This is a genomic window from Peribacillus sp. BM1, assembly GCF_056679975.1.
The window spans coordinates 2,239,094-2,254,192 of sequence record NZ_CM155259.1; the positions used below are offsets into that span (position 1 = coordinate 2,239,094).

General features: G+C 38.2%; 11 protein-coding genes. 7 read left to right on the plus strand and 4 right to left on the minus strand.

Annotated elements, in window-relative coordinates:
* Positions 1-151: 151 nt before the first annotated feature.
* Entirely contained in the window at positions 152-724 is a 573-nt protein-coding gene (locus AC1MGI_RS10800) for a DUF2777 family protein (RefSeq protein WP_480345275.1), read from the minus strand.
* 417 nt (positions 725-1,141) lie between these two features.
* Between AC1MGI_RS10800 and asnB the strand changes: the two genes are divergently transcribed.
* The 7 genes from asnB (at position 1,142) to AC1MGI_RS10835 (ending at position 11,995) form a co-directional block, all read left to right on the plus strand.
* On the plus strand, positions 1,142-2,992 hold the full coding sequence (gene asnB / locus AC1MGI_RS10805) for an asparagine synthase (glutamine-hydrolyzing) (protein WP_480349767.1): 1,851 nt from the start codon (positions 1,142-1,144) through the stop codon (positions 2,990-2,992).
* Positions 2,993-3,647: 655 nt separating this feature from the next.
* Positions 3,648-4,940 (plus strand): extracellular solute-binding protein, encoded by a 1,293-nt coding sequence (locus tag AC1MGI_RS10810; protein WP_480345276.1) that lies wholly within the window; start codon positions 3,648-3,650, stop codon positions 4,938-4,940.
* A gap of 297 nt (positions 4,941-5,237) precedes the next feature.
* Positions 5,238-6,521 (plus strand): carbohydrate ABC transporter permease, encoded by a 1,284-nt coding sequence (locus tag AC1MGI_RS10815; protein ID WP_480345277.1) that lies wholly within the window; start codon positions 5,238-5,240, stop codon positions 6,519-6,521.
* Between the two features lie 2 nt (positions 6,522-6,523).
* A complete protein-coding gene (locus tag AC1MGI_RS10820) occupies positions 6,524-7,366 on the plus strand; it encodes a sugar ABC transporter permease (protein WP_062182177.1) in 843 nt (280 codons plus the stop codon).
* Between the two features lie 40 nt (positions 7,367-7,406).
* Complete coding sequence (locus tag AC1MGI_RS10825; RefSeq protein ID WP_480345278.1) at positions 7,407-8,948, plus strand: alpha-amylase family glycosyl hydrolase; 1,542 nt, start codon at positions 7,407-7,409, stop codon at positions 8,946-8,948.
* A gap of 210 nt (positions 8,949-9,158) precedes the next feature.
* The gene (locus AC1MGI_RS10830; RefSeq protein ID WP_480345279.1) at positions 9,159-10,820 is read left to right on the plus strand and encodes a glycoside hydrolase family 13 protein; all 1,662 of its coding nucleotides are present in this window, start codon (positions 9,159-9,161) and stop codon (positions 10,818-10,820) included.
* A gap of 155 nt (positions 10,821-10,975) precedes the next feature.
* On the plus strand, positions 10,976-11,995 hold the full coding sequence (locus tag AC1MGI_RS10835; RefSeq protein WP_480345280.1) for a LacI family DNA-binding transcriptional regulator: 1,020 nt from the start codon (positions 10,976-10,978) through the stop codon (positions 11,993-11,995).
* 279 nt (positions 11,996-12,274) lie between these two features.
* Here the strand turns inward: AC1MGI_RS10835 and AC1MGI_RS10840 are convergent, their stop codons facing one another.
* The 3 genes from AC1MGI_RS10840 to AC1MGI_RS10850 form a co-directional block, all read right to left on the minus strand.
* The gene (locus AC1MGI_RS10840) at positions 12,275-13,147 is read right to left on the minus strand and encodes an SDR family oxidoreductase (RefSeq protein WP_480345281.1); all 873 of its coding nucleotides are present in this window, start codon (positions 13,145-13,147) and stop codon (positions 12,275-12,277) included.
* Between the two features lie 373 nt (positions 13,148-13,520).
* Entirely contained in the window at positions 13,521-14,012 is a 492-nt protein-coding gene (locus AC1MGI_RS10845) for a YajQ family cyclic di-GMP-binding protein (protein WP_480345282.1), read from the minus strand.
* A 108-nt stretch (positions 14,013-14,120) separates the two neighbouring features.
* Positions 14,121-14,990, minus strand: coding sequence for a DegV family protein (locus AC1MGI_RS10850; protein WP_480345283.1), 870 nt, complete (start codon positions 14,988-14,990; stop codon positions 14,121-14,123).
* Between the last annotated feature and the right edge of the window lie 109 nt (positions 14,991-15,099).

Sequence of the window (15,099 nt, forward strand, 5' to 3'; positions counted from 1 at the left end):
GAATTAGAGTTTGCCCAGCTACCAACACACAGTTTATCGTGTTACTTTCATTCCACTTAAACTGGATGTAGGAATTTCGGGTCAGACCCTTATCTATAGGACATTCTCTTTTCTATTTTTATATTCTAGGTCTTCCTTTTAGGTGAAGGTGCTAGGAGTGTTTAGAATTTATTTTTTCAATGATAATCCGTTTTCCCGTATTTATTGTAAATTCAAAGCGGTCATGATTTGTTGAAGTGTAAAAGAAATGATGCTGTACAGAGCATATGGAAACTTCGTTGTCGAAAACTAGGAAATTCACTCCTGTTTTTGGAGATGCTCCTTCTGAGAAGTCAAGCTGATTATAACAGTAAATGCAATCATGAATCGAGAAATCTAGTGAATTTAAACTCGTGATAAACTGGACGAATGACTCAGTCTCTATTTTTTTCAATAATCTTTCTAATGAGCTTAACAATGGTTTGCGAATTTTTACTGTTTCCCCGTCATATAAATGGATCATGTCTTTATGGACTTTTACAAAACCATTTTCTTCAACGATTCCTCTGTACCAATTTTTTCTCCGATAGATATCTATTTCTAATTGTGAATATTCTTCTAAAGAAGTAGCTTCGTCGGTTTCGTTATCAAAGAAAACCCATTGTTGATTAATATTCTCAACTGTTCCTTCTAAAAACGCGCGATTTTGATGATTAATAAGGTTCATTCGTTGCTGATCATTCATAATTTACCTCCAAAAATGGATTACCTCCCCTTCTTTTTAGACAAAATGACTCTATTTTATAACCATTTAAGCGTAGATTTATTCCCCAATTTTAATCTGAAGAAACATAAATACATAAAATGAACAAGAAAGTGATAAGAAATTTAGATTGAAATCATTTATCTTTCATAAACCCCATCTTTATAAACCGCATCCTGTGAGGCTAACTATCACTTATGGAAATTTTACTTTAGCGGACAAATAACCATTTATCACCTTATGCATAGGCTATCTTATATTCTCGCTGCATGGCTCATTTGAAAATGTGTCAATGTAGGGCTTAAATAAGGAGACAGCAGTTGAATCAGAATGATAGCTGGATATAATGCGGCTATAAGAATGGTGAATTCTGGGATGCTGATTGAAAGGATGAAGGCTATGTGCGGTATTACAGGTTGGGTTCACTTTCAACGAGATCTGCGCAAGGAAAGAACGGTTATAGAACAGATGACGAATACACTGGTGAAAAGGGGTCCAGATGAACACAACATTTGGCATGATACCCATGTGTCGTTTGGTCATCGCCGATTGACTGTCGTCGATTCAGAAGGTGGTAAACAGCCAATGGCAAAAGAGAAAGACGGAAATTCTTATATCCTTTGCTACAACGGTGAACTTTATAATACCGAAGATCTTCGCAAAGAACTACTATTAAAAGGATATTCCTTCAAAGGTCATTCTGATACAGAAGTTTTACTAACTTCTTATATAGAATGGAAAGAAAAGTGCGTGGATTTTTTTAATGGCATTTTTGCCTTTGCGATCTGGGATGTGAACGAGCAGAAGCTATTTATTGCGAGAGATCGTTTGGGCGTGAAGCCGCTGTTTTACTTAGAAACAGATGGCGGTTTCGTGTTCGCTTCAGAGCTTAAAGCCATTCTGGCGCATCCTGAAGTGAAGGCTGAAGTAACAAGAGAAGGTTTGGCCGAAATATTTGGGCTAGGGCCATCGCGAACGCCTGGATCAGGGGTATTTCGTGGCATAAAGGAACTGCGGCCTGCACATGCATTAACTTTATCACAGCAAGGTCTTAGAATATGGCGTTATTGGAATGTGTTAAGCATGGAACATCAAGATTCGCTTGAAGAAACATCAGAGAAGGTGAAGTTTCTTGTTTGTGATGCTGTGACTCGCCAGCTCGTTTCCGATGTACCATTATGTACGTTTCTATCAGGTGGTGTTGATTCTAGTGCCATTACAGCAATCGCTGCTGATTCCTATAAAAAGACTGGAAAAGGGAGGCTGCATACTTATTCGATTGATTACGAAGACAATGACAAGTTTTTTCAATCGAATGAATTTCAACCAAACTCTGATACCAAATGGATCAAGCTGATGTCTGATCAATTCGACACAGTGCATCATAACTCAGTCATCACTCAGGAGACATTAATTGATTATTTAACCGAAGCTGTCACAGTTAGAGACCTTCCCGGAATGGCAGATGTAGATTCTTCCCTATTGTGGTTTTGTAAGGAAATCAAACAAGACTTTACAGTGGGTCTATCAGGCGAATGTGCGGACGAAATATTCGGTGGATATCCGTGGTTTCATCGCAGTGAAGATTTGAAACGCTCAGGGTTTCCATGGATGCGTTCCACAACTGAACGAGTTTCTTTGCTAAAAGAAAATTGGCGAAGCAAACTAAGGTTAGAAGAATATGCTGAAGCGAAATACTTGGAGACGATAGCGGAGATGCCAAGACTTGATGGAGAGACAGGAGTAGAAGCAAAAAGGAGAGAGCTATTTTACTTGAATATAGTATGGTTTATGACCACGCTACTTGATCGGAAAGATAGAATGAGTATGGGGGCAAGTCTCGAAGTTAGGGTGCCATTTGCCGATCATCGTCTAGTGGAATATGCATGGAATATCCCTTGGGAATTGAAAATGACAGGAAATCGGGAAAAAGGAATCTTGCGTAAAGCGTTAGAAGGCATGTTACCAGAAGAAATCTTATATCGTAAAAAAAGTCCCTATCCGAAAACACATAATCCGGTATACACAGATGGAGTCCAAAACTGGCTAAAGCATGTACTAGAGGATCGAAACTCGGTTCTTCATGAGTTCTTCGATAAGCAAAAACTTCACGATATTATCGAATCAAAAGGAGCGGCGTTTAAAGAACCATGGTTTGGTCAGCTTATGTCAGGTCCACAGCTTTTAGCGCATCTTGCTCAAATCGATGTGTGGTTTAAGGCATATGGAATTCAAGTTATTGAATCATAAAAGATCTAGAATTTGCCCCGGTTTAACAGGCTGTAATACCCCCACCGCAATTTTTGCAAGAGAATCAAGAAATAAATAGGTGGGGTTCAACAGCCTGTAAATCCCCGATTGGTGAGATACAGTGAAACTTACCTCAAAGGTTTAGTTGAACCAATCGGGTTCGTAGTGTCGCTTTATCGAAGATTTAGCGACAGTAGAACAGGACTAACCATCAGAGGGGATGAAAAAAAACCCTCTGACGGAAGTTTCACTTTATGTGTCACCTTTTAGCGATAAAATTATCTGTTAAGTAGGGTATCATTACCAAGTAGAAATAAATTCTTCTTGGTAATGATTGTTTTTTTGGATGTAATACTCCAGTATTTAAAGCATTTTTTAGTCTGATTTATCAATCAAAATAATAAAATTCTAAAAATTAACTTGTCAAAATCAAGAATAATTGTATAATTAAGTTTATAAAGTAGTGCAATCGGTTTCGCAAATTATTCCTAAACCTTAGAAATCTAGAAGTCTTTATTTTTGAGGAATTTTTAAAGATAAGATGCATAATTTTATTATTAGGATAATTTGGTAGCGTTTACATATTGGGTTTCCAGCAACAAGTGCGCAAACGATTGCTGACTTGTAAAATCAAAACACAAATGGGGGTTAATTCATGAAGAAGCCATTGTCTATTTTTATGATGCTTATGTTGGTACTCGGTATACTTGCTGCATGTGGAGCTCCTGAACGAGAAACAGGAACAAAATCCACGAATGAAACTAAAGATAAAGATAAGGCAGCAGAGGAAGCAAAACCAGAAAAACTAATTGTATGGGAAGACATTGATAAAGCAGTAGCCCTTAAGCCAGCAATTGAATCATTTGAAAAAGAATACGGCATTAAAGTTGAGTTTCAAGAGTTGAATATGGCTGATAAAATGCGCGATCAATTGCGACTAGATGGACCAGCTGGAAACGCTCCAGATGTCGTGACATTGCCTCATGATCAAATCGGTCAAGTGGTAATAGAAGGTTTGATTCAAGAAATCAATGTATCAGATGATGTTCTTCAAACATTTACTGAATCATCTGTAAACGCTCAAATGTATGATGGGAAATTATTTGGTCTGCCAAAAGCGACAGAAACACCTGTATTCATTTATAACAAAGCATTAATGAGCGAAGCGCCGAAAACGATGGATGAATTATATACTCAAGCAAAAGGGCTAACAAAAGGTGACCAATACGGATTCTTAGCGCTATGGGATAACTTCTACTTTGCACATGGTGTAATCGCAGGGATGGGCGGTTATGTATTTAATCAAACGGACAAAGGTCTTGATCCAAAAGATCTAGGTTTGAATAACATCGGTGCGATCAAAGGCGCAGAATACATCCAAAAATGGTACAAAGAAGGACTATTCCCTAAAGGAATCATCGGAGATAACGGGGGTTCAACGAAAGATGGTTTATTCAACCAAGGTAAAGTTGCATCTGTTATGGATGGGCCGTGGGTATTCCAAGGAATGAAGGACGCTGGAATTGATATCGGTATCTCTGAAATGCCTACACTGCCAAATGGAGAGCATATGAAAACATTCATGGGTGTTAAAGGCTGGAATGTCACAGCATTTACGAAAAATCCATACTGGTCAACAAAATTAGTCGAATGGTTGACAAATGAAGAAAACGCGAAAATTCGGTTTGAATTAACACAAGAAATTCCACCGGTGAAAACATTGATTGAAGATCCGATTATTACAGAAAATGAAGGTGCTAAAGCTGTGGCCGTTCAATCACAATACGCAGTTCCAATGCCTAATATTCCAGAAATGGCAGAGGTTTGGGAGCCAGCAGCTTCGGCCCTACAAACGATTGCAACAGGAAAGGCTGAGCCAAAGGCAGCGATGGATGATGCAGTAAAAACAATCGAAACAAACATTACAACAAACCATCCTTCAAAATAACGGATGGAAAAAATAATAAATACAACTAAATAATAGGAAACGTATTAGGTCAGACCTCTACAGACTAAGCTAGCCTGTAGAGGCAGACCCTTATGGGTGATTGATTTGTTTGTGAACATCCTCTAATAGAATAGATACCGGCATTAGGCCGTTTTTTAAACACTCATAAGGCAAGCGATTGCACATTAAAGTAAGCAAAAAGTAAAATTTCTATCCGTAAGGGTTCTCGTGCCCTCATAAATGGGTGGTTAAACCGGGATGAAATTCTATGCTCCTATGAAAGGGAGGTTGATTAAGGTGGATGTTACAATTCCAGCAACTAAACATGGCAGAAATGCTGCACTATTATCCATAATTCCTGGATTTGGGCAGTTTTATAATAAACAATTTGTAAAAGGATTTATCTTCCTTATTCTAACAATCGCCTTTTTCGCCAGTTTCTTAGATACATTGAACTGGGGCTTTTGGGGGTTGTTCACATTAGGAACGATTGCTGGACTTGATCATTCGATTTTCTTGCTGATTGATGGAATTATTGCCTTAATTATTACGGTGATTGGTCTAGCTATCTATGTATTCAATATGTACGATGCGTACAGTACGGGAAAAAAACGGGACCTTGGATTAGCGGCTTCTTCAGTAAAGGAACAATATCATAATTTACTAGATAGTGGCTTTCCTTATTTAATGGTTTCACCAGGTTTTCTGCTATTAATTTTTGTCGTTATTTTTCCATTACTATTCGTTATTTTATTATCATTTACCAACTACGATTTATATCATTCACCACCAGCAAAGCTTGTAGACTGGGTCGGAATCCAAAACTATATTGATATTTTTAAGTTGGATTTATGGCGCAAAACATTTTTCGGTGTACTTGGATGGACGCTTGTTTGGACATTTGTGGCAACAACACTTCAGGTGGCACTTGGTATTTTCCTAGCGATCCTTGTGAATCAAAAGGATTTAAAAGGAAAAGCAATTATTCGTACAGTCTTTATTTTACCTTGGGCAGTTCCAGCTTTTGTTTCGATCCTAATTTTCTCAGGAATGTTTAATGAATCATTCGGTGTTATTAATACAGGTATCCTTCATGCGTTTGGAATTGATCCGGTTCCTTGGATGACAGAAGAAAACTGGACTAGACTTGCATTGATTTTCATTCAAACATGGTTAGGATTTCCGTTTATCTTCGCCATGACGACAGGTGTGCTTCAATCGATTCCAGATGAGTTATATGAAGCAGCAAATGTGGACGGAGCGACCATTTGGCAGAAATTCACCAAGATTACCTTGCCGATGATTTTATTTGCGACAGCACCGATCTTAATCACCCAATATACCTTCAACTTTAATAATTTTAACGTAATCTTCTTATTTAACGGTGGTGGTCCAGCGATTCCAGGCCAAAACGCCGGTGGTTCAGATATATTGATTTCTTGGATTTATAGTCTGACTATGACTTCTGCGCAATATGGGAAAGCGGCTGCCATTACAATGCTTCTTTCAATCGTTGTTGTGACAGTTGCCCTATGGCAATTTAAACGGTCAAAATCGTTTAAAGAGGAGGATATGAACTAATCATGAGTATGAAAAAAAACAAAATCATTCGCTTAACTATTTCGTATCTGATCATCCTTCTGATGTGTGTAGTCGTCATTTATCCATTGCTATGGGTTATTGGCTCCTCCTTTAACCCTGGTCAAAGTTTATCAGGTGCATCAATGTTCCCGAAAAATCCAACAACTGCACATTATACGTATTTATTTGACTCGGAAAAATCAAATTATATTAGTTGGTACATGAATTCTCTAAAGATTAGTATTATCACGATGATCTCGACAGTCATTTTAGTATCATTTACAGCGTATTCATTTTCTAGATATCGTTTTATTGGACGGAAAAATGGACTGCTTACATTTCTAGTTTTACAAATGATTCCTAACTTTGCTGCATTAATCGCAATTTTTGTATTAGCGAACCGCACAGGCTTAATCGATACGCATCTAGGGTTAATCTTGATTTATGTCGGTGGCCAAATTCCGATGAACACATGGTTAATGAAAGGTTATTTAGATACGATCCCTAAAGAGCTTGATGAGTCTGCAAAAATGGACGGAGCAAGTCATATGAGAATATTCGTACAAATCATTATGCCTCTTGCTAAACCAATCATTGCAGTTGTTGCTTTGTTCGCATTTATTGCTCCATTCGGTGATTTTATCCTAGCGAGAATTATGCTACGGAGTAATGAGAAATTTACAATGGGGGTTGGGCTATATGAAATGGTAGCGAAACAATTCGGAAAAGAATTTACAACCTTTGCAGCTGGTTCAGTCTTAATAGCAATTCCGATTGCAATCTTATTCCTCTGTTTCCAAAAATACTTCGTTTCAGGTTTGACGGCAGGTGGCACGAAAGGCTAATCTTAAAGGCGTGAAGAAGTTACATAAGGGGGAAGCAGAAATGAGAAAAAAAGCATTTTCACTCATTTTGCTTTCGTTCTTACTTATTTACGCCCTACCCGCAGGTGCTGTTGAAAAGGAAGAACGAAAATGGCAGAATGAAATCGTTTATTCATTAATGATTGACCGTTTTAATAATGGGGATCCAAAAAATGACAAAGATGTGGATGTGAACGATCCACTTGCTTATCAAGGTGGTGATTTTGCCGGCATAACAGATAAACTTGACTATATTAAAGATATGGGATTTACAGCCATTATGCTGACACCTGTTTTTGATAATGAAGATGGTGGCTACCACGGTTATTGGATCAATGATTTCTATACTACAGATGAGCATTTCGGGACCATTGATGAATTCAAGCAGCTTGTAGCAGAGGCTCATAAGCGTGATATGAAAATTATCCTTGATTTTGTGGTCAATCATGTAGGACCGAATCACCCATGGGTAAACGATCCAGAAAAGAAGGATTGGTTCCATGAAAAGAAAGGAATCACAAACTGGAGTGATCAGAATGAAGTAGAAACAGGCTGGATATATGACCTCCCTGATTTAAATCAAGATAACCCAGAAACACGGAAGTATTTATTGGATGCTGCTAGATGGTGGATTCAAGAAACCGATATTGATGGATATCGCTTAGATACAGTCAAGCATGTGGATAAAGGTTTTTGGAGTGATTTTTCTAAAGTAGTCAAAGAAGAGAAGGAAGATTTCTATTTAGTTGGTGAGATTTGGCTGGATGATCCTACTGCTATTGCCAGCTATCAAGATACAGGCATTGATGGCTTTATGGACTTTCCACAAAATGCAAGTATGCGTGATGCTTTTTCTAAACCTGATCAATCATTGAATTTTCTATTCTCTGCACTGACCCGAAACGAAAAGATGTTCACCCACCCTGAATTGCTTGGGAAATTTATTGATAACCATGATATGACAAGGTTTACCCACGAAGTTGTTGCAAATAAGGAAAATCCGGAAACACGCTGGAAGCTTGCTTTAACGTATATGTATACAACACCGGGAATACCAATCATCTACTATGGTTCAGAAATAGCGATGAACGGTGGAAGTGATCCAGATAACAGACGACTTATGGGATTTAAGGCAGACCCTGTATTAATTGATTATATTACGAAAATAAGTGAAATAAGGCAGCAACATCCGGCGCTAATGAAGGGTGACCTTGAAGTGCTTCATGCTAATGATAGTTCGGCTGTTTTTAAACGAACTTTTAAAGATGAAACGATTGTTGTCGTGATTAACAATTCATCGAAGTCACAAACGTTTGACCTAGACGCTGATAAATTTGGTAATGATAAGGAATTAAGAGGAGTGGTTGAGTATGATTTAGTACGCAATAATGATGGGAAATATTCGATTATTATTGATCGTGAAAAGGCTGAGATATATATGTTATCAGATAAATCAGGCCTGAATATTCCGTATATGGTTGCGATGGGAGTTGTCATTTTTGCATTTGTTATTTTCATTGTCTTCATTTTGAAAAGATCAAAGCGTAATCGATCTTTCAAATAGAAAATAGTAAATTGCCCTCCCTCGCATTCTATTTAAAGGCCAATCACAAGTACATTCTAAATTGGAAGTGGTACTTATAGTGCGAGTTCAAAAAGGAGGATAAAAAGAGCCGAGAAATTCGACAGCTATTTTTACCGGACTTTTTGAACATCCTCTTATAAAAATTCCAACTGAAACAAGCCGATACAATAAGAATCGGGAGGGGATTTAATGAAAAAGCAATGGTGGAAAGAGGCAGTTAGCTATCAGATTTATCCGAGAAGTTTTATGGATAGCAATGGCGATGGTATTGGGGATATTAAGGGGATTATTTCTAAGCTCGATTATCTTAAGGATCTGGGAATCGATGTGATTTGGATTTGTCCATTTTTCAAATCCCCCAATGCGGATAACGGCTATGATATTAGTGATTATCAAGATATATCCGGACAATTCGGTACGATGGAGGAATTCGACGAGTTGTTGGCAGAAATTCATGCACGTGGGATGAAATTAATTCTAGACTTAGTTCTTAATCATACAAGTGATGAGCACTCATGGTTTATCGAGTCAAGGTCTTCGAAAGATCATCCTAAACGTGATTGGTATATATGGAAAGAAGGAAAAGGGGATTCACCGCCAAATAATTGGGAAAGTATCTTCTCTGGAAGCTCGTGGGAATACGATCCTGTCACAGATGAATATTATTTGCATATTTTCGCAACGAAACAGCCTGATTTAAATTGGGAAAACCAAGAGGTTCGTTCGGCTTTGTATACAATGGTAAATTGGTGGCTTGATAAAGGGATTGATGGTTTCCGTGTTGACGCGATTAGTCATATAAAAAAACGGGAAGGATTCCCTGATATGCCTAATCCATACGGGCTTAATTATGTGCCGGCATTTGACATGCATACAAATCAAGAAGGGATTCAAGGTTTTCTCAAAGAATTAAAAGAAGAAACTTTTGCAAAATATGATATTATGACGGTCGGAGAGGCGAATGGGGTCGGAATTCACCAAGCAGATGATTGGGTAGGTGAACAAAATGGCAAGTTCGATATGATTTTCCAATTTGAGCACCTAGGTCTTTGGCGAAAAGGGATTGAAAAAGATGTTGATGTTGTCAATCTAAAGGAAACTCTTTCAAAATGGCAAACAAGTCTACATGAAAAAGGCTGGAATGCTTTGTTCTGGGAAAATCATGATCAGCCCAGAAGCGTGTCAAGCTGGGGGAATGATACCGAATATTGGAAAGAAAGTGCGAAAATGCTCGCAGCGTGTTATTTCTTCATGCAAGGAACACCGTTTATTTACCAAGGGCAGGAAATTGGCATGACGAATGTCCAATTTGAATCGATTCAGGATTATGATGATGTAGGTATGATCAACTTTTATAACATTGAAGTGGCTAAAGGCACTCCACATGATAACGTGATGGAAGTGATCTGGAACAGTGGAAGAGATAACTCAAGAACGCCGATGCAATGGAGTGATCATGAAAATGCTGGATTCACGGATGGAACCCCTTGGATGAAAGTAAATCCAAACTATGAAACGATAAACGTTGAACAACAGAAAAAAGATTCCGATTCGATTTATCATTTTTATAAAAAAATGATTCAGCTTAGAAAGAAGCATGAAGTGTTTGTGTATGGTGAATATAGACTACTTCTGAGGGAACATCCTGCTGTATATGCATATACCAGAACGTTAGAAAGTCAATCGGCGGTTGTGCTTAGCAATTTCAAAAATGCGGAACAAACAATTAGCTTACCTGAAATCAAAGCCGAAGCATCGGAACTCCTGCTAGCGAATTATCCGGATGGTGATAGAAGGATTGCAAAAGAGGTTACCCTTCGTCCTTATGAAACAAGAGTGTACTTGTATTAAAAGAAACGGCGGAGCCGATTAATATGTAGCGCTCCGCTTATTTTTTTAATAAAAAATAGAAATAATGTAGATTCAAGGTGTATGATAGGTACATAATTTTTTTTTGTTTTGTATAACAATACGAATGTAAGCGCTTAGAGAGGAGTAGGTGAATCATGGCAATTACAATAAAAGACGTTGCAAAATTGGCGAGTGTTGCTCCTTCGACAGTTTCGCGCGTCATCGCAAATAATCCTCGAATAAGCGAGAAAACAAAGGTTCGCGTCCGAGAAGCCATGGTAGAGTTAGGGTACCATCCAAATTTTATTGCACGAAGTCTTGCTAGTCAATCTACTCAAGTCATTGGTCTAGTTTTACCGAGCTCATCCGATGTATTTTTTCAAAATCCATTCTTTTCAACGGTCCTTCGCGGATTAAGTGAGGGGGCTCATGAAAAGCAATATGCATTGCAAATGAGTACAGGAAAAACGGAAGAACAAATTTATCAGGATGTTGTCAACATGGTTCAAGGAGGAAGGGTAGATGGCATTATTCTGCTTTATTCCCGAATAGATGATAAAATCTTAAAATATTTGCGTGATCGTCAATTTCCGTTTGTCGTCATTGGCAGACCATACGAGTGGGAAGAAGAAATTACTCATGTGGATAATGATAATTACCGAGCTTCACGGGAAGCAACGGAATATTTAATAAGACTAGGCCACGATAAGATTAGTTTTATCGGGGGTAACATAAACCTAGTTATGACAATGGAGCGCCTGCAAGGATATCAAGAGGCTCTGAAAGGAGCAGGTATTCCAATTGTTCCTCAGTATATTAGACACGATGAATTCTTGCTTGAACGTGGTCAAGAGGCAATCCAGGGATTACTATTGCTAGAAACTCCGCCAACCGCTCTACTTGTAACAGATGAATTGATGGCAATAGGTGTCGTTAACACGTTAACGAAACTAAAAGTAGCCGTACCAGAGAATATGTCCATAGTTAGTTTTAATAACGTCTTTTTTTCTGAATTAGCTAGACCGCAATTGACTTCAATTGATATTAATATTTTTGACTTAGGCTACCAGGCAGCGAAAAGTTTAATACAACTGCTTCTAAATCCTAAAGAACCAGTGAAGCGAATTATCGTTCCTCATCAGCTGATTGAACGGGTTTCCTGTACAAACATATAAAACCTATTAACATGAAGGATCGATCATGAAGCACGCTACACTCGCTAAAATCACAATGGTGGCGGTGCGGAGCCAAAATTTCGGAAGTTTTCTCGATCATATAAGTTTAGCTGCTAAGTAGCGGGCTTACTAGTAAGTCGCGAAGCCCCGTCCCCATATCCTTCAAACGGGAGGTCTCAAGTCAGACATCGCAATAATTACATACAAGATAGATTAGTGTAAAAACAAAATTTACTGTATGTTAAAACGATGTCAGACCGTTTGAGACACCCCTTTTATTCATCCATTTATGACAGTTCCGCCATTTACATGTATCGTTTGCCCGCTAATATAGCTTGCATCATCACTTGCTAGAAACACATAGGCACCTGCAAGCTCTTTGGGCTGTCCAGCTCTGCCCATTGGGGTATCCGCTCCAAAATTGGCGACATCTTTTTCATTGAATGATGCAGGAATTAAAGGTGTCCAAATCGGACCCGGAGCCACATTATTGACACGAATTCCATCTTTGGAAATGGAATTGGATAGTGCTCGAGTAAAGGAAACAATAGCTCCTTTTGTAGAAGAGTAATCAATCAATTTGGGATTCCCTTCGTATGCAGTGATGGAAGCTGTATTGATAATGCTACTGCCTTTCTTTAAATGTGGTATTGCTGCTTTTGTGAGATGAAACATAGAGAAGATATTCGTTCTGAATGTTTTCTCAAGTTGCTCAGCTGTAATATCAAGGAAGTTTTCCTGGACATGCTGCTCGCCAGCATTATTTACGAGGATATCCAATGCACCGAACTCTCCAATTGTTTGCTCAATAACTCCTTTACAAAAAGATTCATCTCCTACATCTCCTGAAAGCAGAAGACATTTCTGTCCTTCCTTTTCGACAAGCTCCTTTGTCGTTTCTGCATCACTTTGTTCATTTAGATAAACAATCACAACATTTGCGCCTTCTTTTGCATAGTAAATCGCGACTGATTTACCAATTCCACTATCGCCCCCTGTAATAACCGCCGTTTTTCCTTGTAATTTACCGCTTCCTTGATACTTTGAACAGACGGATTCTGGCTTTGGATGCATTTCTGATTCAACACCAGGTTGATGATTTTGATGCTGTGGTGGAAATGTTTGCTTATTCTGCTTGTTATTGTTTGCCATATAGAAACCTCCTATTTCGTAATATCTACATCATTCATATTCCTTCGAATTGAAAAATAAAAACGTGGGAAAATATGGGTTAAGCGTGAAAACTAAGGTAGGGAAGGTTTACGAGGAAATAAAGAGAAAGATGCCAAAAAAAGAAAGGGGGAAAACCCACATCTACTACATATCCTTTCGATAATGTGTAAATGGCACGATAAACGGTGTATAGGTGTGAGGACTTACCCTTTTGTGACGTACTCTTATTATTCTACTTTGTTAAAATCGCACATTTTCTTTAATTACAGCCATTCTGAGAACTACCGCTTATATAAGAAAAAAAGAAAGCCTAAGAAGTCAAAGTACGGACTTCCTAGGCTTTCTTTTCACATTAGCGATAATTCATAAATTGTACCTCAATTGATAAGTCTGCGCCACGTATGGCAGAGATAATGCCTTGGAGATCATCGCGGTTCTTACCCGTTACGCGAATTTGATCATCTTGAATTTGGCTTTTCACTTTAAGACCACTATTTTTAATAATGGTATTGATTTTCTTGGCATGTTCCTTATCAATCCCTTGAATCAGCTTTGCACGCTGACGAACGGTACCACCTGAAGCCCCTTCGATTTTGCCGTAATCCAAGTTTTTGATGGGGACATTTCGTTTTACCAATTTGCTGATCAATACGTCTTTTAGCTGATCAAGCTTGTATTCATCATCGGAAACTAAAACAAGCTCTTCCTTGTCAAGTGTAACCGTGCTAGAGCTTCCTTTAAAATCATAGCGAGTTTGAATTTCTTTCATTGCCATTGTTACAGCATTTGTTACTTCTGAAAAATCAACTTGTGAAACAATATCAAATGAACTATCTTTAGCCATTTTTACCTCCCGGAGTACATTGATTTCTATATATTATAGTGAATGTGGCTATGTAACACAACTGAAATGCATGCATGTAGTTGTGTTACATAGATAAAAGGCAACAAATTATGATGACGTTTCTGGTAATTTATTTAAGAAAAATAATGCAATTGTTCCTGGTCCGGCATGAGAACCAATAACTGCCCCTATCGAATTAATTACAAAACTTTCTGTTCCAAATTCTTCTTGTATAGCTTGCTTCCATTCGAGTGCAGTCTCCTCATTATCCGCATGGCTGATTGCGATGGTTTGTTTGTCTAAATTTACCCCACGTTCATGCATAATTTCAATAACACGTTTCAATAATTTTTTCTTACCACGAATTTTTTCAAGGGGAATCAGCTTACCATCTTCAACATGAAGCAGTGGCTTAATATTTAAAAGGCCACCGACTATCGCAGAAGCTTTTGAAATTCGCCCGCCGCGTGCAAGGTATTCAAGATTGTCGACTGTAAATAAATGCTCCATATGTTGGGCTTGGAACGTGATATTTGCTACTAGTTCTTCCTTTGAAGCACCATCATTAGCAGCATTGACCGCAGATTTCACGACAAGTCCATACCCTAGGGAGGCACATTTTGTATCGATAATCTCTAAATCAAGATCGGGGAAATCTTCTTTTACTTGATTTCGGGCCATTACGGCTGTTTGGTATGTACCTGATAACTCAGATGAAAAGGCAATATAAACCCCTTGCTTTTTTTCTTTAGCCAACTCCGTAAATATTTCAAACAAATCTTCGGGAGAAGCCTGAGAGGTTTTAGGCGATTTTCCGTTACGCATGGCTTCATAGACTATATTTGGCTCGATCGTTTGTAGATCTTGATAATTTTGTCCATCAAGTAGAACTTGTAACGGAATAAAACGAAGGTTGTTTTCTTTATAGTAAGACAGTGGCAAATCGCTTGCACTGTCAGCTAGGATGGTGATTGTCATAATTACACCTGCTTTCTAGACTTGAATATATACGACTAATAATAGTGTAGCATGTCAATGAAAAAAAACAATCCACTTAAGCATGGAATAACAGCTAAAGGGTAGTAGG